At 37.5% G+C, this 21,804-nt stretch carries 19 protein-coding genes; 7 read left to right on the top strand and 12 right to left on the bottom strand.

The annotated features are described in order from the left end of the window. Positions 1–55: 55 nt before the first annotated feature. Positions 56–547, bottom strand: a complete 492-nt coding sequence (locus ORL93_RS17635) for a competence protein ComK (protein ID WP_003209016.1) — start codon at positions 545–547, stop codon at positions 56–58. Between the two features lie 340 nt (positions 548–887). On the opposite strand from ORL93_RS17635, the gene ORL93_RS17630 reads away from it, so the two are divergent. Beyond that, positions 888–1,286: a DUF4359 domain-containing protein gene (locus tag ORL93_RS17630; protein WP_033799325.1), complete on the top strand. Its 399-nt coding sequence runs from the start codon at positions 888–890 to the stop codon at positions 1,284–1,286. Between the two features lie 20 nt (positions 1,287–1,306). Here the strand turns inward: ORL93_RS17630 and ORL93_RS17625 are convergent, their stop codons facing one another. Both ORL93_RS17625 and ORL93_RS17620 read right to left on the bottom strand, forming a co-directional pair. After that, positions 1,307–1,522: a DUF2922 domain-containing protein gene (locus ORL93_RS17625; protein ID WP_003203134.1), complete on the bottom strand. Its 216-nt coding sequence runs from the start codon at positions 1,520–1,522 to the stop codon at positions 1,307–1,309. Positions 1,523–1,550: 28 nt separating this feature from the next. Beyond that, positions 1,551–1,775, bottom strand: coding sequence for a DUF1659 domain-containing protein (locus ORL93_RS17620; RefSeq protein ID WP_003203136.1), 225 nt, complete (start codon positions 1,773–1,775; stop codon positions 1,551–1,553). A 109-nt stretch (positions 1,776–1,884) separates the two neighbouring features. On the opposite strand from ORL93_RS17620, the gene ORL93_RS17615 reads away from it, so the two are divergent. Continuing rightward, the gene (locus tag ORL93_RS17615) at positions 1,885–2,370 is read left to right on the top strand and encodes a VanZ family protein (RefSeq protein WP_097795814.1); all 486 of its coding nucleotides are present in this window, start codon (positions 1,885–1,887) and stop codon (positions 2,368–2,370) included. Positions 2,371–2,451: 81 nt separating this feature from the next. Here the strand turns inward: ORL93_RS17615 and ORL93_RS17610 are convergent, their stop codons facing one another. After that, on the bottom strand, positions 2,452–5,208 hold the full coding sequence (locus ORL93_RS17610; protein ID WP_265959324.1) for a DEAD/DEAH box helicase: 2,757 nt from the start codon (positions 5,206–5,208) through the stop codon (positions 2,452–2,454). Beyond that, positions 5,192–6,811, bottom strand: a complete 1,620-nt coding sequence (locus ORL93_RS17605; protein ID WP_097795812.1) for an SWIM zinc finger family protein — start codon at positions 6,809–6,811, stop codon at positions 5,192–5,194. The genes ORL93_RS17610 and ORL93_RS17605 overlap by 17 nt, the downstream gene beginning before the upstream one ends. Before the next feature lie 153 nt (positions 6,812–6,964). Here ORL93_RS17605 and ORL93_RS17600 point away from each other — a divergent pair, with 153 nt between their 5' ends. From ORL93_RS17600 to ORL93_RS17590, 3 genes are read left to right on the top strand one after another with little or no spacing between them, the layout of a single operon-like run. Then, positions 6,965–7,456, top strand: coding sequence for a zinc ribbon domain-containing protein (locus tag ORL93_RS17600; protein ID WP_018781247.1), 492 nt, complete (start codon positions 6,965–6,967; stop codon positions 7,454–7,456). A gap of 5 nt (positions 7,457–7,461) precedes the next feature. Continuing rightward, entirely contained in the window at positions 7,462–9,000 is a 1,539-nt protein-coding gene (locus ORL93_RS17595; protein WP_098161405.1) for a zinc ribbon domain-containing protein, read from the top strand. A gap of 12 nt (positions 9,001–9,012) precedes the next feature. Then, positions 9,013–10,392 (top strand): zinc ribbon domain-containing protein, encoded by a 1,380-nt coding sequence (locus ORL93_RS17590; protein WP_097795810.1) that lies wholly within the window; start codon positions 9,013–9,015, stop codon positions 10,390–10,392. Positions 10,393–10,450: 58 nt separating this feature from the next. Here ORL93_RS17590 and ORL93_RS17585 read toward each other — a convergent pair whose 3' ends face one another. Further along, positions 10,451–10,744 carry a DUF3910 family protein gene (locus ORL93_RS17585; RefSeq protein WP_098161407.1) on the bottom strand — a complete coding sequence of 98 codons (294 nt, stop codon included), beginning with the start codon at positions 10,742–10,744 and terminating at the stop codon, positions 10,451–10,453. 243 nt (positions 10,745–10,987) lie between these two features. Beyond that, complete coding sequence (locus tag ORL93_RS17580) at positions 10,988–11,884, bottom strand: cell wall-binding protein EntA (protein WP_098123063.1); 897 nt, start codon at positions 11,882–11,884, stop codon at positions 10,988–10,990. Positions 11,885–12,540: 656 nt separating this feature from the next. Here ORL93_RS17580 and opuD point away from each other — a divergent pair. Further along, a complete protein-coding gene (gene opuD, locus ORL93_RS17575; protein WP_006097495.1) occupies positions 12,541–14,055 on the top strand; it encodes a glycine betaine transporter OpuD in 1,515 nt (504 codons plus the stop codon). 254 nt (positions 14,056–14,309) lie between these two features. Beyond that, positions 14,310–14,444, top strand: coding sequence for a hypothetical protein (locus ORL93_RS17570; protein WP_003205060.1), 135 nt, complete (start codon positions 14,310–14,312; stop codon positions 14,442–14,444). 355 nt (positions 14,445–14,799) lie between these two features. Here ORL93_RS17570 and ORL93_RS17565 read toward each other — a convergent pair whose 3' ends face one another. The 5 genes from ORL93_RS17565 to ORL93_RS17545 all read right to left on the bottom strand — a co-directional run bounded on the left by ORL93_RS17565 (position 14,800) and on the right by ORL93_RS17545 (position 21,798). Further along, on the bottom strand, positions 14,800–16,011 hold the full coding sequence (locus ORL93_RS17565) for a NupC/NupG family nucleoside CNT transporter (RefSeq protein ID WP_018765159.1): 1,212 nt from the start codon (positions 16,009–16,011) through the stop codon (positions 14,800–14,802). 511 nt (positions 16,012–16,522) lie between these two features. Beyond that, on the bottom strand, positions 16,523–18,235 hold the full coding sequence (locus tag ORL93_RS17560; protein ID WP_265959323.1) for a C40 family peptidase: 1,713 nt from the start codon (positions 18,233–18,235) through the stop codon (positions 16,523–16,525). Between the two features lie 210 nt (positions 18,236–18,445). Next, positions 18,446–19,330, bottom strand: coding sequence for a D-amino-acid transaminase (locus ORL93_RS17555; RefSeq protein WP_098161106.1), 885 nt, complete (start codon positions 19,328–19,330; stop codon positions 18,446–18,448). Between the two features lie 430 nt (positions 19,331–19,760). Beyond that, entirely contained in the window at positions 19,761–21,689 is a 1,929-nt protein-coding gene (locus ORL93_RS17550; RefSeq protein WP_018765155.1) for an LTA synthase family protein, read from the bottom strand. Beyond that, entirely contained in the window at positions 21,658–21,798 is a 141-nt protein-coding gene (locus ORL93_RS17545; RefSeq protein WP_003205072.1) for a hypothetical protein, read from the bottom strand. Before ORL93_RS17545 ends, ORL93_RS17550 begins: the two co-directional genes overlap by 32 nt. Between the last annotated feature and the right edge of the window lie 6 nt (positions 21,799–21,804).

The raw sequence follows: 21,804 nt of genomic DNA, 5'->3' as shown, positions 1-21,804 counted from the left end.
AAAAATGGAAGGCAGGAATATTCTGTGTCTTCCATTTTTTTATAACAAATTTGTACTAGCAAGGAAGTAATGGTTTGTCTAGGAGGCGCATGACTTTATAAATATCTCGAAATTGTTGTGAATCTTGCATATTCATGCGGCACAAGAGAAATCCAGCTTTCAAAAATTGTTGTTGCATTTGATAAAAACTAGTAGCAACAATTATGGTTGTACCATTATAAAAATGAAGTTTGGATTGCTTGCGATTATTATAAATTTCTATTTTGTTTATATGACTATAGAAAACCCAAATACAGTCTGGAGATGCAGGAGATTTCGTTGGAATGGCGCAAATATAATGACGATGATCAATTGGGATTGGGATATTTTGTTTAAAGTAATAATTTTCTTGAATCGCATCTCGCCTTCCTTTATAGGTAGAATGGTTATGTAATAGGCAAGATAGCTGTACCAATTGTAATGATGTTTTAGATGAAAACTTAATATTTCCGTCATTTTCTGTTATTTTAGTACGGTGAAAAGGATGGGCGTAAGGCTCAAGTATCATTGTAGAACTAGAGATAGTATCATGACTAACTAGGTCGTCCAAAGGAAAAGCCTCCTTAAAAGTATTTGTTTACATATTTTAGTATATAGATGGAATATAAAAATAATTTTAAATATTTGTAAATGTTTGTAAAGTTTACTTTATTTTGTAAATAGTAAGCTTTCTATATAAATTCATTTTAATTTTTCGACATATAAGCTGTTTTCCATACAAAAATGAATCTACACTCTTTTCCTCCTTAAGAAGAAAGAGTTTCTATCGCTTTTTCAATTTAGGTTTATATAATTTGCATCGCTTGTACATATATATGAAAATAGAAACAGTTAGGCGGTGATAGAATATGAAACGGAAGTATATAATTATGGTACTTGTTGTCCTTCTTTTCGTATATTTAGCAAATAGCAACCCGAGTAAAGGGGAGTATACAGAATGGGCAGCAAAGCAATTTATGAATCGCAATGATATTAGTAAGAAGTTAACAGAGGTTGAAAAAGAAGATCCAGATGGGCTTGTTGGTGAACTTGCGACAATTGGTAAGAAGTTAGCAAAGAAATATGTAGAGCCACAAGTTGACGTGTTGATTAACCATTATACAAAGCGAAGCGATTATATTTTCTTCTCGACGTATAAGACGGAATTTACAATTGGGAAAGAAAATTATAAATATGTTTCAATCGGATTCTCTCATATTTTTATTCCGATTGAGATGCCGAAGAAAAAAGACGAAGCTGCAAATTGATGTAGCTTCGTCTTTTGCGTTTAAGGAGCAACTGTTACTTCTGATACTGTCTTTTCAACAAGGCGTGCCCCTTTTTTACGAGTGTTCCCACTAAGTGATAAGAAAATTGCAGAGGAGAGAATTGTGTCCATCACTTGGCTTATGGTTTGTTCATTCACAGGTGTAATAGGATTGTCGATAGAGAAGACGACTGTTTTTCCATCCTCTTTTAAGAAAATCAGTTCGAGTACTGTCATTGTCATTTACCTCCTTGTCACTAAATTTTTACGGATTTGAGATGTCAGATGTACTTAAAAGTTGAACTGCATGAAGCTTTAATCCTTGTAATGAAGCAAGGGCACGTCCCACTTCATGGACCTGTGCTACATCAGCATTTGGCTTTACTCGTTTAAATTGTTTGTTTTTCAAAATAGTTTTCCCATTTTTGTCTGTGCCACCGTTTAGGACAAGGCGCAAGCTTAAGTCAGTTACAATCGTTTCAATCGCCATTTTTTCACCCCCTTTTCGTCATATATATAGGAGGCAACGGTCATATTTTGGCGTGAAATTTTTTATTTTTTTTGGTACGCTTAGAAGAATAAGAGAGGAGTTTCAAAAGATGAATCGTAAATGGTTAGTTTGGATTCCCGTTTTACTATGGATGGGGATTATTTTTTATTCTTCAGCACAGCCGTATAAGAAGCAGGATATGCGTTCAGATATTGAGAAGTATATTCCGTCTCAATTTGTAGAAGAAAAATTCTCCGGTGTATCGATTGACTATGGCGGGGGAACACCGGTTAGCATTGAAAATAAAGGCGTTGGTGGTTTTGTTGAGTTTTTCCTTCGTAAAGGAGCTCATTTCACAGTATTCTTGATTCTTGGTGCGCTTTCGTATTATGCATTGCACCGTTCTGGTTGTTCAAGAATGCGTTCCTTCATATTCGCACTTCTGATTGTCGCTGGATATGCAACATTCGATGAAATTCATCAATCGTTTACAGGTGACCGTACACCGATGTGGCAAGATTCAGTTTTAGATACGTCGGGCGGACTGACAGGAATTATAATAAGCAATTGGTTTTGGCATAGAAAAAGGAGCTAACCCTTCGGGATAGCTCCTTTTTTGTGAATATATCGACGCCTCGATAATATGCGACACAGCATCTCATTATTAAAATGGATTTTATACACCGAGTAATTCCTTCAACTCGTCTGTTGAGAGTTCTGTCATCCAGCTATCACTTGTGATAATAGTGCTACTCAGCGATTGTTTACGTTCTAGCATTTCATCAATTTTTTCTTCAAGTGTACCTGTTGTAATGAGTTTATGGACGTGTACAAATCGCTTTTGACCGATGCGATAGGCTCGGTCTGTCGCTTGATTTTCTACAGCTGGATTCCACCAGCGATCATAGTGAATGACGTGGTTTGCGGCAGTTAAATTCAGACCTGTGCCGCCAGCCTTTAATGAGAGGATGAAGATGTCATATGTTCCATTTTGGAACTGTTCGATCATCTTATCACGTTCTATTTTCGGTACACTACCGTTTAGGAAGAGAACACGCTGACCGAATTTCTCTTCTAATATTTTTTGTAACATATTCCCCATTCCAATATATTGCGTGAAAATTAAGCAGCTTTCATTTTGATCTTTTATATTTTCAATAAGATCCATTAATGTTTGCGTCTTCATGGAGCGCTGCACAATATCTTTCGGCGCTTCTTCTTTTAAGTAAAGAGCGGGATGATTACAAATTTGCTTTAGCTTACTAAGCATCATTAAAATAAAACCGCGTCTTTCAATGCCTGTTAAGTCTTCAATGTTTTGTAGTGTATCTTGTACGAGTTGTTCATATAGTGATGCCTGCTCACCTGTTAGCGGACAGTATTCTTTTTGTTCTTGTTTGTCAGGTAAGTTTAATGCGACTGTTTGATCTTGTTTTGTCCGGCGCAGTAAGAACGGTGAGATGAATCTTTGTATTTGCTGAATTTTCGCTTCATCACGATCTTTCTCAATGGGTGTTACGAAGCGGCGCTGAAATTGTCCTAGGCTACCAAGATATCCGTGGTTCAAGAAGTCGAAAATAGACCATAGCTCTGCTAACCGGTTTTCCATCGGCGTACCTGTTAAAGCAATTTTGTGATTTGCTTGCAAATTACGAACCGCTTTCGATTGTTTCGTTTGCGGGTTCTTAATATTTTGCGCCTCATCCAGGATGATCGCATCCCAGCACTGCGCGTTTAACTCTTCTTCATCAAGTTGTGCTAATGCATAAGAAGTTAATACGACATCCGTACTCTGAAGAAAGTCCTTAAATGAATCGCCTTTCGAACGGTTGCTTCCATAATGTAATTGAACCTGTAAATGCGGCGTGAAGCGTTCAAATTCCTTCTGCCAATTTCCAAGAACAGACGTCGGTGCTATGATTAGTGCCGGACCTGTTTGGAGGCTTTTTTCTTTCACATATAATAAGTAAGTAATGGTTTGGATACTTTTTCCAAGACCCATATCATCCGCTAACAACGCTCCAAATCCGAGCTCTCGTAAATATAAGAGCCACTCTACACCGTGTTCTTGGTATGGACGAAGTGTGGCTTGCAAGGAAGATGGTATTGGAACTTTTGGAATGTCTCCGATATGCAATAATTTTTGGAAGAGCTCTTCGTAATAGCCATCTAGCTCAATTTCAATGTCTGTAAATGGATTATCTTCTTCTACAATTTCTGCTTCGGCAGAGTTTGATAAGTGCTGCTGCAAAACATCCTTCATTTCAAGGCCATATTTATCTGCACGTTTCATTAGTTTTTTCACTTCTTCAATAAAGGCAGGGTCGAGTCTCATCCATTGTCCATTTAAATTGAAGAGTCGTTTGTTTTGTTCGACAAGATCGAAAAACTCACTCTCCGATAGGTCGATGCCATCTGTGGAAACGCGCCAGTCGAAATCGACGAGAGTGTTCATGCCGAAGAAGGATTGTGTTTGATTCGTACTTTGCTTCAATTGGACGCGTAACTTTGGTTTCGTTGCTTTTAAGTTTTGCCACCAAGACGGTAGTAAAATATCAACGCCGGCTGCTAATAATTCGTTACTCGCCTCTGTTAAGAAGTTCCATGCTTCTGTTTCATAGAGCTCAGTTCGAAAGTGATCATCTTCCTTAAGCCATGGAACTAGCTTACCGAACCCTTCCTGCGTTTCTTGAATACGCTCTTCGTAGTCATGCCATCTTTTTGGTAGTGAATCGATGTCATTATAGACGTATATCCGGTGTGCTCCGCGTTTTGTGGTGATAATCGTTTCAAGTTTCCACAGTTCAAAATCATTGTGTGGTTCTTGGAGACGAAGTCCAATTGTGAAGGGAAGATCATCCTCGATGTAGCCAATTTTCCGGAGCCAATCTTCTTCATGCATTGCTGTTACAAGCTGTCTTTTCGTAAAATCATAGTGCTCATATAGTCGCTTCGCATCTTCCCAGCCATCATTAGAGCGAGCATCTTGAAGAATACTCTCATTAACTGCCTGAGAGAAAAGTGATGCTAGCGTATCATCTTGAGTTGAAACATTGCTAACTTTCCATGACGGATAATCGGACCAGCGCTTCATATCAGGTATAAAGCTTCCAGTTACAAAGGCATCCCATAGTTCTTTTGCATTTGGCGTAAGTGCGGTAATGGGATCATTCATTTGCAGCCTGGCAAATGAATTCATTGGTTTATTGGCGATATATTCAAATGCTTGAACGCTCGTTAGCATAATCCCGCTTCGTCCTTCGTATGTAGCTTCTTTCAAAAAGGTGCCATAGAAGGAAGTTGAATGCCATGTGAAGGCATGTTGTTTCCAATCTCTTGCAGGTAAGAGATTGCCGGTTTCATCTTCTCCCCAAAGGAACCAACCTTGACTTACGTGCTGGAGCCGAATTGTTACTTCAGTTTGTATGATCATCGATTAACTTTCCTTTCCGCAGTTCTTCCTGTAGTGCTCTTAGACGTGAATATAAGTTAGCGATTTGGACAATGAAAATGTGCCATTCATCTGTTCGTTTGAGCCGTTTATAGAGCATACGCAATTTCTTTAAGTAACGGACTGCACGGCGGTATGACTTGCGATTCCGTTCCTCAATTGCTTGCATCGTTGCAAGATGATAGAGCGGAAGAGCTGCTTCTGGTGCTTCTTTTTCAATTTCTTTCAGTGGTTCTTTTAGCAATTCAATTGCTTCAAATCCATACAAGAGATGAAGTTCTGTCCATGCATGATATTGTTTTTTTGCTAGTACATATTGCTCGTAGTTTGTGAAGCTGTATGGCAATAGTTCTTGCAAAATCATTTCAAGACCTGCTTGTTCATTTGTGTGTGTTGCATATGTTTCATACATCATGACAAACAAACGAACGATATCTTTTATAAAAAGGGGATCGGCCTGATCATTCATTGTCTTTTTCACTTGTTTATATGTGAAAGACAGCCAATTTTTGGCGCGCTCCCATTGCATTGTACTCAGTAAATCTTCGAGCCAGTCGAAATAAAGACCGACAACTTGAGCCGGTTGTGTTTCGAGTAAGACCATAGCTAAATGATCCTCTTCTTTTAAAAAGAAGAGGTGAGAAGAGGCGAGTGCTTTCGAAAGTGGATTCATCTTCGCATCAATTCGTTTTTCTTCTTCTTGTATCCAAGATTTTTCTGCTAGCAACTCTCCCCATATATGCCGGTAAATAAAGAACCTCTCCTGTGTATAGGAATCGGTAGAGAAGAAAATATCATGCACTTGGCGAGCTGTTTCTTGCAAAATTGGTTCACATTCAGCAGGAATCGATTCTGATTTCAAGTCACGTACAAGTGATTCAACTTTATCAACAAATAGCCGGACAACGTTAATAGGTTGGTGATAGGAATACGTTTTGTTTGTCTCAAAGTCAAGGATTTCTTCTAATAGCTTTTGAAAGCAAAAAAGTACGCCATGTAATTTGAACAATTCATGTATAGCAACGACACGCGGCGCTTTTCGTTCTAATTTCATGTAAAAGTCTGTAAAGATGCTCATAAGAAAATACATTTGTCTATACGAGAGTCGTGTTTGTTCTTTTTTAAATGCGTCATATTCAGATTCAAAATATGCGTGCCAACTTGTAAAGTCCGTTTCTTCAAATGCAGACGATTGTAATACTTGTCGTGCTGTTCGAATCGGAGGGAGTGATGGTTTCGTTTTATTTTTAAATAATGTTAATACTTCTCCGACTTGTCCGAAGCTAGAAGCAGCAGACAGTAGAACAGCAAGCATGTGCTCGCACTGCGTCGGCGCGAAGCAATCACAATAGCTTTCCGCGATATTACGAATCGGAATATGGACGCTATACACATTTCCTTCAGCATCTACGGTACCTGATAACGTATAGCCATCAAAATCAACGTTGTAGACAAGACCGCTGCGATATAAATGACGAGCAGTGGCAACATGCTCTTGATCGGCTACTTGCTGCGGATCGAGTCCTTGAACAAATTCATTCGCGATCATCATAATTTCATCTTTCGTAATTGAATGTTGCAGCATAGTTTTCCTCCGTACAAAAGATTTATTTCCTCTACCATTATAAACAAAAAGAGGCAAAAACAGAAAAAATGAATTTGCTTGTATTCAATCTAGAAAAATATGGTAATATATATAGTTAAATACGTGACTTTTTTGTTTAGAAGGGGATTTGATTTGTCAGATTTGCAGACGAAATTAGGAAGCGGTATGAATAAGCTACAAGAAGGAATTGAACAGGGAAAGATAAAGTTGCAAGTGGCACAAGAGATTGCGCAATTAAAAAAGGAAATACAAGTGCAGCTTCATAAGAAGACAGAAGTTTTATTAGAGCTTGGCCAACAGGTATATGTTCAGATTCGAGATACTGGGGTCAAGGAAGAGGTATTAAAGCAATTAGTTGCTCCGATTCAAGAATTTGACGTTTTAATTTATCAAGCACGAAAACGAATTGTTGAACTGCAAAAACAACAAGGAGAGAAAGTAACGTGTGAGTGTGGAGGCTCTTTATCAATTGGTGATAAGTTTTGTGGGACATGCGGAAAACCAAATCCAATGCTATTTGTAGAGAGCAACGTAGAAAAGGTTACGTGTGTATCATGTAATGAGCACATTGCAAAAGGCTCCATTTTTTGTCCAGTTTGTGGAATTAAGCAAGGTGGGGAGTGAACGAAATGTACTGTCGCATGTGTGGGAATCAACATGGAGAAGAAGTGAACTACTGTCCAAATGAAGGAAGTATGACAATGGTGTCTGGAGACAGTGTCGTTCTTGAGCAAGACAACTCTAAATATTGCCGTGATTGTGGGAATGAAAATGCAGAGCAGAACCTGTATTGCCAAAAGTGCGGACATTCTTTATTTACAGTGAAGAAAAAAGAACATATCGTAAAGTTACCTAGTATGGAAAAAGGTCATAAAGTTGAATTAGGCTTACATAAAGGTGGTCTGAAGACAGGGATAATTGGCGGAGCAATTGCAAGCGTTCTTATGTTACTTGCGGGATGGCTTGGAAGTTTAGCGGTTTCAGAGATGATGAAAAAGATATTCCATGAATTTGCTAGGGAATTAACAATGTTACCTGATTTTTATGCGAGTACAACCTCCACACTATTAAGCTATCATTTACTTGGTTTTTCAGCAGGAGATGAAGGCGGAATTGTTATGTCGTTATCTTGGCATACTCCATTCTTTTTACTATTAATTATTCCATTTGTTATTTTATGTGGAGTAGGGATTTGGATAGGGAAACAACGTGTTGCAAAGACGATTGGAGAACAAATCGTACTAGCGGCAACAGTCGGTATTATTTATGGATTATTCTTATTTGTAATCAGTTTTATTGCCTCACAATCAGTTACATTCCCAGAAGTAGGAACGATAACAGTTGGATACTCTTCGTTGAAAAGTTTAGTAAGTGGTTTTATCTACGGAACTTTCTTTAGTTTATTTGGATTGATTGCGCATACAAGCCGAAACAATATAGCAGATGCATTTCAGGAGCTACTTCCATACGGGGCATCGCTATATCATGGAATGGCAGCGATGGTGAAAGGTCTTTTACTGACAGCTGCTATTTTTTGTGTGACGACATTCATTGCACTATCCGGTAGTAATGCAAAGCCTTTCGAAGATGTAGCACCGACAATTTCAGCGCGTGCAATGATGGCATTGCAACTCACACCAAATGTATGGAGTATGACTCATTTTGCACCAGTAGAAATAAAGGTTCCAGCGTTACAAAAGGAAATGTCTAAAGTAATGACAACAGGTGACAAAAGTATGATAGAACTTTCATTCATATCAGGTGTATCTGCTGGTGGCGTTAAAATAAAAGATATTTTAATTGCTGAAGGTGCTCCGCTATCAGCAATGGAAAGTTTTGATGAGATAAATGGTAAATTCCACCTGGGTTTGTTGTTCCTTATGATCCCAGTATTCTTTATGTTTAGAGCGGGACAAAAATTAGCGAGGGTGCCATTCTCTAATATGTATGTAACGTTAGCTGTATGTAGCGGTGCTTATACAATTATGATGATTGTAATGAATCTTCTTTCTAAAATTGAAATTAATATTGCAGGAAAGCTAACAAAGGAATTTGGAGTAGGTGGACCAGTATTTTCTATGCAGGGCGGCTGGATCTATTTAATACTCGGTAGTTTTATTCTGACATATGCAGCTGCCTTCGCTGGAATGAAATTGGCAAGGAAGTAGGGGGGAAGTATAGTGAAGTTTTGTGGAACATGTAAAAAACAAGTCGCAGATTACTTGAATTTTTGTTCTGAATGCGGAAGTAAAGTAGAAGTGATTGAAGAAAATGTAGCGGCTTCGAGAGCAGATGTACAGAGGGAAATGCAACCAAAGAAGAGCAAGAAAAATATTGTACTCCTCATTGTATTCGTCGTACTCGCTGCTTTACTATTTGGAGCATATAAATTCGGGGCATATAAATTCTCGAAAGAAAAGCAAATCAATGCATTAATTGATGCTTTCAATAAAAAAGATATAAATACAATTGATTCTCTTATAAAATCGGATGACCCAGGTTTGAAAATTAAAACAGAAGATATTAAATCTTATTTACGTTATTTAAAGGATAGTCCTTCGTACAATAAAGAATTGTTATCTTACTTACAAAAGCAAACGGTAGATACAAAGCTCGTTAACAAAGAAAGCTTTGTGGACGGACAAATTGTAGAGGATGGAAAAGAGTGGTTCTTATATCCAAAATATAAGTTCAGCATTAAGTCGTATTTTATGACGGTCAGCACAACTGCAAAAAATGCAGAAGTATATGTAAATGATAAAAAAACGGCTGATATTTCTAGCGAAAAATCTTCTAAAGAAATCGGACCTTATTTCCCTGGGACGTATGTTGTAAAAGCAAAGGCGAAGGCAGAGCTTACTGAACTAGAAACGGAAAAGGAAGTTGAGTTAGCTGGAGAAAAAGAAGGGAAAGTGGATGTGAAATTACCACTTGAAGGAAAATATGTTACAATCTCTTCTGACGAAAATAGCGCTAATGTCTTTGTAAATGGTAAAAAACGTGGGAAACTAGAGTATGGAAGCTATAAGCTCGGACCAGTACCAACAGATGGGACGGTCGAAGTTCATTTAGAGAAACAAACTGATTTTGGTGTTGTGAAAACCGAAAGCGTAAAAATTGGTGATGAGGAGAGCTCCTATTATTTAAAATTCCCAAAACAAACATCGGATACGGCAGTTGGTGACTTTGTTCGCACTCATATTTATAACAACGTGCGCGCTATTTCTTTAAATGACTTTAGTCTAATTGAAAATGACTATGATAAGAGCGGGAAATCATATAAAGAAGACCGTGATTATCTGCAATATTTAAAGAAAAAAGGAATTACTGAGGATGTATTAAAATTTGAAGTCCGTAATGTTGAACGTCAAAGTTCTACGAAATATAAAGTAACGACATATGAAGAATACAATATTCGCTATGGTGATGGATCTGTAAAGTTTAAGAGCTTTAGCAATGAACATATCGTTACAGTAAATGCGGATGGGAAACTAATGTATCATTCAATCAGTGCGAATAATACATTGAAAACAGAAGACGTATCTGGCCCAACGCATTAAAATGTGAAAAGACTATCTCTTTACAAAGAGGTAGTCTTTTTTTGATATATCGACTTCTCTACAAAATACGACAAGCTTGTACATATGGATCTTGTAGAATTCTTTCTACTAACGGAAGCATTTCTTCTTGAAAGGGTATATCAATTGGAAATGTTTTTTGTGATCCCGGTTTTGTGCCGTATTGCACAAATTTATATTGAACGGATTGATCGTGCTTGAGCACAATCAGCTTATAGCGATTGTCATCATGTTCAAGTGAAAAATCAATTGTAGCCCCGTCGTATGTTACATCATCTTTGTAGATGTATGGCTTCGGTGTGCCGATCCAGTCTATTTTTGCATGTGGGTTCATGGTATAGCCTCCTTATCGTCATTATATATATATCCATTTTGATTTTCCAACATATAAGTCGCTGCTAGGAGACTTGCGCCCGTTTTTAATTTGCATGGGATTAAAAAAGGCCCTGACCGCTTCTTTCCATGGCCGGCAGCTCTCTCCCACCTAAAAAGGATGTTTTTTCATTTGTGTTTATATAAAAAAGTAAAAGCCAGCTCTCAATATATGAGAACTGGCTGAATTTTTAGCAGTCATTGGTTATTTTAAAATTTTCACTTTAACGGATTTACGTCCCCATTTGTTAGCAGCTGAATCAGAGCCAACTAGAACGTCGATACGGTTACCTTTAATTGCGCCGCCAGTGTCACCAGCGATTGCTTCTCCGTAACCTTCTACCCATACTTTTGATCCAAGTGGAATCACTTTCGGGTCAACAGCAATCATTTTCATGTTTGGATTCGCTGTTAGGTCATGACCCATTGCAGTTAATACACGACCACCATATGTGCCGCCATTTTCACTCGGATGAGCTGTATATGCTGTAGCTTCAACTGTTAGTTCACGACCACCAGAAGGAGTGTTTGTTTTTGCTGCTTTGACAGCAGGTTTAGCAGCTGGTTTTTCTTGTGCTGCTGGTGCTTTTGCCTCTGCTTTAGCAGGTGCTGCAGCTTGAGCAGGAGCAGGCGTTTCTTGTTTTTCAATAACAGGTGCTGTACCTGTTAAGAAAGGAACATGAACGTAAGCCGTTTTCCCATTATATTCGAATTGTAACCACTCATTTTGTACTTGGTTCGTTGTTTCGATCATATCGTCTTTCTTAAGCGTACCAAGAACTTCTGAGTTTGTGTTTGCTTCAGCACGTACGTTTAATACGTTTGCTGTTACGTAATAGATGCTTTTTGTAAATTCTGCGTTTACGAATGCGTCTTTACCATCTAATTTGATTTTTGACCATCCGTTTTCTGTATTTGTAACATCTAATTTATGACCATTTAATAATTTGCCTACAACTTGTGATTCAGTAGTTGGGTTCTCGCGTACATTTAATACGTCTGTTGTTACAACAGTTTCTGCTTTTGCAGAAGTAGTGAAAATCCCAAGACCAAAAACCGCTGCCGTTGCTATACCAATTAATTTTTTCATGATAGCCTCCATTGCGTTTGTTTTCGTGTCCTCATTATAGCAACAGTTTTTTTCGGAATTTGGGAAATCACACAATTACAAACCATTCGTAACAAATCATTAATACTCTGTAATATAGAAAGAAATAATAGAAAGCAGTTTTCATTCCGTGTTTTTAGGAGGTTTGATAGATATCTCTATTACTTATAGCATAGAGGATATTTTTCAACTGAGATAATAATGTTACGCAGTTATTACGATAGGGTTACTAAATGGTTACAATCCTTGAGTAATTCGTCGATTTGTGACTAAAATAGTTATATAAACATAAATAATTTGTTTGTGTATTCACAAAGAAGTGCTATATCCTTACAAAAACAACCGCATAATTGTTACAAAAAGAAAGAGCTGCTATCCGTAAATTTGGCTTTTTTCCAACTGTAACACACCTTTTTTGGGAAACACACTCCCATCCGCATCTATCTCGCACGATTTGGCGGTAGCATCTCCATTTTATAATCCGAACGGTTATATGGAGGCTCAACTGTCCATAAGAATTCTAATTGGTGAAGGCTGATTTTAGAGAGCTGAAAGAAAATCACCGCAAGAAATATTTCACTTTATCCGATTTAACATATCGGAATTAGAGTCATTTTACGAAAAAAAGAAACCTACAAAAGGGGGATTTTATGAGGAAACTGACAAAAACATTTATTGTCTCATTAACATTATGTATTGCATTTACAATTTGGGGGATTATTCCCGAATCTATAATCGGAAAAGGTAATTTAGGAAATGTGACTACTGCAATTCAAACTGCATTAGTTAGTAAATTTGGTTGGTTCTATATCATTTCTGTTTCTGTTTTCTTAGGTTTAGCTATCTTTTTAATCTTTTCAAAATATGGTTCGATCCGTTTAGGGAAAGATGATGATAAGCCTGATTATAGTTATATGACCTGGTTCGCTATGCTCTTTAGTGCCGGCATGGGAATCGGTTTGATTTTCTGGGGAGTTGCGGAACCATTAAATCATTTATACACACCGCCATTTGGAGAGAGTGCAACAGAAGAGAGTGCACGTCTTGCACTTCGTTTTTCATTCTTCCATTGGGGATTACATCCATGGGGTCTGTATGCACTTGTAGCACTTTGTATTGCTTATTTTACGTTCCGAAAAGGGAAACCAAGTACAATTAGTGCAACAGTTGGTTCTTTATTTAAGAGTGGTGAGCACGGACGGATCGCACATACGTTTGACGTATTAGCTGTATTTGCGACAGTATTCGGTGTTGCAACTTCATTAGGACTTGGAGCAAAACAAATTGCAGGTGGCGTTAGTTACTTAACATCTATTCCAAACTCATTAACAACGCAGTTAGTTATTATTGGGGTAGTAACGGTCCTATATATGTTATCTGCACAAACAGGATTAGATAAAGGGATTAAATATTTAAGTAATATAAATATTATTTTAGCCTTTGCACTTATGGCAATCTTATTATTTGCAGGTCCAACGAACTTTATTATGAATTACTTTACTTCTACAATCGGTTCGTACATTCAAGAGTTGCCAAGTATGAGCTTCCGTTTAAGCCCATTAAATGAGGGTGGTAACCAATGGATTCAATCATGGACGATATTTTACTGGGCATGGTGGATTGCATGGTCCCCATTCGTTGGTACATTCATTGCCCGTATTTCACGTGGACGTACGATTCGTGAGTTTGTTATTGGTGTGTTGCTCGTTCCAACAATTATTGGTGCGCTTTGGTTCTCTGTATTTGGAGGAACAGGTATTCACATGGAGATGTTTGATGGAGCAAATATTTATGGACAAATTAAAGAGATGGGCACAGAAATTGGATTATTCGCTATGTTAGATCATATGGGCAGCATAGGACCAGTTTTATCTGTTCTTGCGATTTTACTGATTTCAACATTCTTTATTACTTCAGCAGACTCTGCGACATTTGTTCTTGGTATGTTAACGACAAATGGTAGTTTAAATCCACCAAATCGTATTAAACTGGTTTGGGGTCTTGTTCAAGCAGCATTGGCAGCGATTTTATTATATGTAGGTGGATTAGAGGCATTGCAAACTGCTTCGATTATCGCAGCATTCCCGTTTGTATTTGTTATCTTCTTTATGGCTGCTTCCCTATTTAAAGAATTACAGAAGGAAGTTCGTCATCACCATAAATAATAGAAGGAAAGAGCTGATTTTGAATCAGCTCTTTTTTGATAGGTTGTGCGAATTCCTATTGATTAGCAGTTGTCGCAGGTCGTCGAATGGTCGATAAGTTGTGTCGAACCGCCGATATATTGTCAAAAGTAATCCATATTTTTGACAAAAATTTGTCGGAAATGTGTTGTCACTTTTGCGTATATGTGCTATATTATTTCCTGTAAGCGATTTCAAATGGTTTTTAAGCGTATTCAAGGGGGACAACTAGAATAATGAAGCGTTACGAAAGAAAGTGGAAGCATATTTGTTTGAAACGTGTGGCACATCGTAGTGTCCAAGAAAACACGGAACCAAAGACTGAAGTGTCTAAAGAACAGCAAGAGAAGCAATTGGTTTTACAAAAATAGCAGTCACTTTTTCGTATATAAATGAAAGTAGATCGTTCGTTGGGGGATGGACGTGAAAATTACTTTCGACTAAGGGGTATTGTCCGATATATAGATTTAAAGTAAAAATAAGCACAGAGCATACGGCGCTCTGTGCTTGTTTTTTTAATCAAACGTTTGTTTAATTTTGAACGAGCCGCTGCCACTTTTACTTTTTAAACCTGACTGTCTTGTCCCATCCGATAATTTGTTTTTTATTTTTAGCGCGTAAGTATAGGAAGAGGCTTCTGATAAATAGGTACGTAAAGAGCTGGGCGTATGTGAAATACATTCATAAAAAAAGCTGACCCGAAAATTCGGATCAGCTCGATTTTTATTATAAGAACATCATACCTGCAACTGCTGCATTTAAGAAGTTCGCTAGTGTACCAGCGATTACTGCTTTAATCCCTAACTGTGCAATTTGTTTACGGCGAGAAGGAGCAAGTGTCCCTGTTACACCTAATTGAATTGCGATAGAAGAGAAGTTTGCAAAGCCACAGATTGCAAATGTTAAGATCATATTTGTTTTATCAGACAGCTCTGACATGTGTGGACCTAAGTTTGCATATGCAACGAATTCGTTGATTGCAAGTTTTTGTCCGATAAAGCTAGCTGCTTGTACAGCTTCGTTTGGTGAAACACCGATTAGGATAGCAAATGGAGATAGAATATATCCAAAGATTAAATCAAGGCTAAGTTTAATATGGAACCAAGATCCAACCCATCCTAATAGGCCGTTTAATACAGCGATTAATGCGATGAACGCCATTAACATTGCTGCAACGTTAATAACAAGCTGCATACCTTCAGATGCACCGCGTGCTGCTGCATCGATAACGTTAGCATCTTCACGCTCTGTAGAAAGTTGTACATTGTTATCCGGTTTTTCTGTTTCTGGCATAATTAGTTTTGCAATTAATAAGCTTGATGGTGCTGCCATAATTGCTGCTGCTAATAAGTGCTCTAGCGGAATTCCCATCGCTGCATAACCAACAAGAACTGATCCTGCAACGGCCGTCATACCGCTTACCATAATTGTGAAGAATTCACTGTTTGTTAGACGAGTTAAGTACGGTTTAATTAAAATTGGTGCTTCTGTTTGTCCTAAGAAAACAGTTGTTACTGCATTTAAACTTTCTGCTTTAGAAGTGCCAAGAAGTTTGCTTAATGCACCACCAACGATACTAACGAATTTTTGCATAATACCCAAATAATATAAGATTGCTACTAATGAACTAATAAATACAATTGGAAGTAGTGCTTGAATTACGAAGACGAAGCCCCAAGGACCTTTTGGGTTTACTAAATCCCCAACGACGAATTTAATTCCCTCATAAGAAAAATTGATTAAGCCTTGAACGCCGTCAGAAGCAACTTTTAAGCCAGCTTTTCCGGCATCCCAACGTAATACAATAAATGAAAATGTAATTTGTAATGCTAGCGCGATTAAAATCGTACGCCAATTAATAGCTTTGCGGTTGGAAGATAATAAGAAAGCAATTGCTAAAACTCCAATCACGCCGCCAATTCCCCATAAAACATTCATGTAGTGTAAATCTCCTCTCTCATAGTAAAAAAGTATACATAACAGATGTCTATACTCAACGAAAATAACATCTTAAGTAACGTATCATACCGGACATCAGAGGTCAAACGTCTATTGAAAAGTTTAAATAGAAAGAAAATTATTTAAGAAAACACATATTAATCTTATAGAGATTAGGTTATGTTATTTCAGGGGAATATATTCATTATTATAACGTTATGAGCTGTTTTTATAGAATACAGTGTATGAAATAAGAGGAGAGAAACATATTTGTAGCAATATGAATTGAAAAAATGATAAAGACTTTTCTTTTATAGGTAGGGAGAGAGCATCCGACCATGGATAGAAGCGATCAGGGCCTTTTTTTGCCCAGTGTCGAATTGAAAACAAAAGGAGAAAAAGAGAGCAGGTCACCTTTTGTTCTTCGTAGCAGCGACTTATATGTGAAAAATCAAAAAGGATTTATATAAAAAGAGTCTTCTAATAATCTAGAAGACTCTGAAACTATGACTTAAGGTGCTTTTGTATATCCTAAGAAGTGGCTGCTCCAGTAAGAGTTATTCATTGAAACAATTTTAACTCCGTTGTCACCAGCTTGAATAAATGATCCGCCGCCAAGGTAGATACCCATGTGAGAAGGACCTGGCTTATAAGTGTTTTGGAAATAGATTAAATCGCCTGGTTGTGGATTTGAAGTTTTTGGTAGACTGCTCCAATATCCTGCTACAGTTTGACGGCTAATGTTGTGACCGAATTTGTTAAATACGTGGAAAATGTAACCACTGCAGTCAACACCATTAGCAGAAGTGCCACCCCATACATATGGTACGCCTTGCATTGATTTTGCATATGCAAGAATAGATGATGTATTACCACTTGTGTTGCCTGCGTTATTATTATTATTTTGGTTGTTGTTATTGTTACTGTTGTTAGGTTTATTGTCTACAGCGCCACCGACTGGTGTTTTAGATAGGAAACGAGTTCCTACATAGCCAGTGCGACCGTTGTAGTTAATTTTACTCCATCCATAATGTTCAGAAATAACTTGTACTTTTTGACCTTGTGGAAGAGCACCGATTACGCTGTAATTTGTACCTTCGCCGCTACGTACATTTAATGCTGCCGCATTAATGTAGTATTCACCAACAGATGTTTGTGGTTGCTCAGGCTGGTTTGGTTGTTCCGGTGTCGTTGTGCCACCTTTAACAAATTTCACAAATTCGCTACTTACATAGCCAGTTTTACCGTGATGATTAATTTTGTACCAACCATTTTCTACACCAGTTACATTTAATGTTTGACCGTTTAATACGCCACCAAGTACACCGTGGTATGTAGCTGGGCCTGTACGAACACGTAATGATGTTGTATTAACAACATAAGTACCGCCAGTTTGAACAGTTACATTATTATTGATTTCTTGTTGTTGATCATTACCTTGGACAGCATCGTTACTAGAACCACCTTTTGTTACGTAGTCCTTGCTAAGGTAAGCAGTTTGTCCAGCATAGTTAATTTTGAACCAATCTTGAACTTCGCCAACAACTTGTACAACTTGTCCTTTATGAACAGATCCTAAAACTGTATGAGAAGCGCTAGGGCCTGTACGGACGCGAAGAGAAGATACATTTACTGTATAGTTTCCGCTTGCTGCTTGAACATTGTTGTTATTTGAAGAACCAGCGTTTGAAGAAATGCCAGATATGAATTGTCCACTAACGTAACCAGTTTTGCCGTTATGGTTAATTTTAACCCATCCGTTTTCTATGCTAATAACTTGCAATGTTTGTCCTTCATATACACGTCCCATAATGGAACTAGAAGTATTTGGGCTTGTGCGAACACGCAATACATCAGCAGTAACTTTGTTTTTGCCACCTGTGCTTACGTTTGGTGTTGTACCATTTTTTGATACGAATTGTCCACTAACGTAACCAGTTTTACCATTATGGTTAATTTTAACCCAACCGTTTTCTTCACCGATTACGTTTAATGTTTGACCCTCATATACGCGAGAGATGATGTCGTGAGAAGTGCTAGCCCCTGAACGAACGTGTAATACGTCAGCAGTAACTGTGTAGTTTGAATTGTTTTGTGGTGCAGCTTGAACAGTTTGTGTAGCAGGCTTTTGTGTATTTTCAGGGGCAGCTTGAACGCTATCTAATGTCGGGGCTGCTCCTCCTGCTACAGACACTGCCGCAAGACCGGCAAGATATTTTTTCATGTTTTGTCGATTCCTTTCTGTCTGTAATGTAGTGATGAAATATTTACCAACTGTTAAAAATTCTAAAAGGCATGTCGATTACTGTCAAGGCTTATGCGGGAATCTGAATATGTCAAAAATATTACGAAAAAAAATCAAGGTGCATGCTCCACCTTGATTTCGAACGGAAATACATACATTATTTTGTTGTTGAACTTAAAACGTTCGTGGTTAAGGTAATGAGATATTAGAAGTTAAAAAACTTTGGACAAATGTTTTTTGTAGTAGTTTGGTGATTGGCCCAACTTGACCATTTTGGATGGCAGTTCCATCAAGATGTGTCATAGGCAGCACTTCTACAGTTGTTCCTGTAAAAAAGCACTCGTCAGCGTTATAGACATCACGAATACTGAATAATTCTTCTTGAACAGGAATCTGTAGTTTATGGGCTAAGGAAAGAATATATTGACGAATAATCCCGTTTAGGATTAGGTGATTAGCAGGGTGGGTATAAAGGATCCCGTTTTTTACAAGAAAAAAGTTCGAGTGACTACCCTCTGTAACTATTCCGTTACGAACGAGAAGGGCCTCTTTACATCCTTTGCGTTCTGCTTTTGTGACAGCCAATACATTTGGCAATAAATTTAAGGATTTAATATCACAGCGGAGCCAACGTGTATCAGGTTCTGATATGGCACGTATTCCGTATTCAATCCATAAAGCGGGTCGTTCTTTTTTTGAGATATAAGCATAAATCGTTGGGGTTACATCAAAAGAGAATGCGTGCGCACGATGCTGTACTCCTCGAGAAACTTGCAGGTAGATGGTACCATCTTCTTGGAAGTTATTATTTTCGAGTAATTTGTAAAGTAGTGTAATGAGTTCTGCTTTAGAGAAAGGTAGTGTTAGTTCTATTTCATCCATTGAACGGTATAACCGAGTTAAATGTGGATCTAATAAGTGGATGTTTCCTTTATAAATACGAATTACTTCATAGACACCATCTCCAAATTGTAAACCACGTTCTTCTAATTGTATGTACGGTTGTTTGTTATTTGTATCAATAATTTTGTCATTCCATAATACAAATCTTTCGTATGCCATTTTACTTCCCATCCTTTCTTAATTGTTTTAATGATGAGTGGTGAGAGCCCGTATGGAAACGTCAATTTATTGTATTTCGCATATACAAATTCGCAAATGAGAAATGAGAATCCTGCTTTTTAGAAATAAAAAAGGCAACATTCATATAGAACGTTGCTTGCAACAATGTTGCATAAGGAGGGTAGCTTGTTTCATAGGGATATTGTCTTGGTATAGCTTAGAAAGGTGACCAGTAAACCAAACGGCTTTACTAAGACAATGGATGTTACTTCCCGGTAACGTCAGGAAAATTGTTACAAAAATGATACTATTATTCCCCATGAGGAATGAACAGAACACTGTTTACAAATTCTATTATAGAGATGTTTCATGAATTTTATGTAAATATTTGGTGAAGATTGTGTAATTTTATCATACTAATGTAGAGAAAAAGACGCTGAGATTACTCAGCGCCTTTTTTGTCTTCTTTAATAATTGTTTTTACTTCGCCCGTTTTAATTTTGTTGCTTTCGGAGAAGCGAAGTAAGTCTCCCTCAATGAGTTTATCAGACATGTGCAGTTCATTTTGCGCCCGATCAATCATCGCTTGAGCTTCTTCTTTCGGTACTTCTACAATTTCGCCTGTTTCGCGGTTATAGAATGTATTGTTTGTATATATATATTGTTCTGTTATAAAACTTCCATCACGAAGAACAACGAATGATTTATAATCTGGTGAGAATACATCATGACCGAAGCTAATGTCATTGCTTGAATCAACACCAAGTAAGTTTAGAATTGTTGGTTTAATATCAATTTCACCTGTTGGTTTTGAAATTGTTTTACCTTCTTTTTGACCTGGAACGTGAATGAACATTGGTGTACGTTGTAAGTTCATATGATCAAATGTTGTAATTTCTTCTTTTCCTAAGAATTGTGCCATCGCACGGTTATGGTTTTCAGAAATACCATAGTGGTCACCGTAGAATACGATAACCGAGTTATCATAAATACCTTCTGCTTTTAGACGTTCAATAAAGTTTTTCAGTGCTTCGTCTAAGTAACGAGCTGTTACCATGTAACGGTCAAATACACCATCACCAGAGTTGTAAGGTTCGATTAATTTTGTACCGTCATCATAAGTAAATGGATAGTGGTTGGTTAAACTAAGGAAGCGAGTATAGAATGGCTTCTTCACTTGTTTTAACATATCCACGGATTGATTAAAGTACTCAATATCTTTTAATCCCCAGTTTAACTTTGTTTCTGGTGTGATTTTGTAGTCAAGTTCGTTATAGTAACGGTCGTAACCAAGTGCAGGATACATGATGTTACGGTTCCAGAATGTTGCGTTGTTTGCGTGGAATACAGCTGTGTAATACCCTTGCTGACGCAGGATTTCTGGTGTTGCAGTATATTCGTTATTACCATGTGTAAAGAATACAGCACCTCGGTCTAACGGATATAGTGATGTATCTACTAAGAATTCAGCATCCGATGTTTTTCCTTGTCCAGTTTGGTGGAAGAAGTTATCGAAGTAATAACTTTCTTTTGCAAATTGGTTTAAGAATGGTGTAACTTCTTGACCATTTACTGTCGCACCAATTAAGAATGTTTGCAAGGATTCAAGAGAAACGACGATTACGTTTTTCCCTTTCGCAACGCCAAACATATTTGGATCTGGTTTCTCTTTGAGCGTCTTCACATAGTTTTCTGTTTCTTGTAATTTGCTACCATCAGCAAATGCTTTTTGTGAACTTGATTTCGCTTGTAAGCCAAGATCATATAATTGGTGAGTATATAAACCTAAGTTTTTCACGAGCATAACACGGTCAAATGAACGCGTTAATAGTTCCGGACGCTCAGTCTCTGCAAGACCTAAGTTTGCGAAGAAAATAGCAACCGTTGATACGAAGTATAAAGAACGCATTGGACGTGACACACGCTCCGTTTTTGCAAAGTCTTTCTTCTTTTTTAATAAAACGAAGAAAAGAATAATATCAGCAAATGCAACAATGATTTTGTAGTTGAGTAGTTCTTTTACACTAGAACCTAACTGTCCAAAGTTGGACGTTTGCCCAAGTACCGGTAAAGTAACGAAATCATTGTAGAATCCGTAGAACATTACGTTACCAACAAGAACGATTGTTAAAACAAAATCAATTCCAAGTGCTATATAATTACGTTTTTTTCCTTTTGCGAATAATGCAAGACCCACAAGCAGTAATGATGTTGCCAATGGACTAATGAATAAGATAAATTCTTGCATGAAAGATTCAAGTTTCAAATCAAAGCTCGTACGCGTTATGATGTAAGTTTTTAGCCATAAGGCCAAAGCGACGAACAAAGTAAAACGCACATTATGAAATTGTGATTTTAAAGATTCCTTCATCCATTTCCACCCTTTCTCTATCAGGCTTGGTCGATTTTTGAGAGAAAAATGCTAAAATAAAAAATACATAGTTTTCTTGGCCATGAGCAGGGTTTTCTATATCACCCATATACGA

The organism is Bacillus sp. DHT2, assembly GCF_026241455.1.
Classification (GTDB): domain Bacteria; phylum Bacillota; class Bacilli; order Bacillales; family Bacillaceae_G; genus Bacillus_A; species Bacillus_A pseudomycoides.
This window is presented reverse-complemented; position numbering and strand designations above follow the sequence as displayed.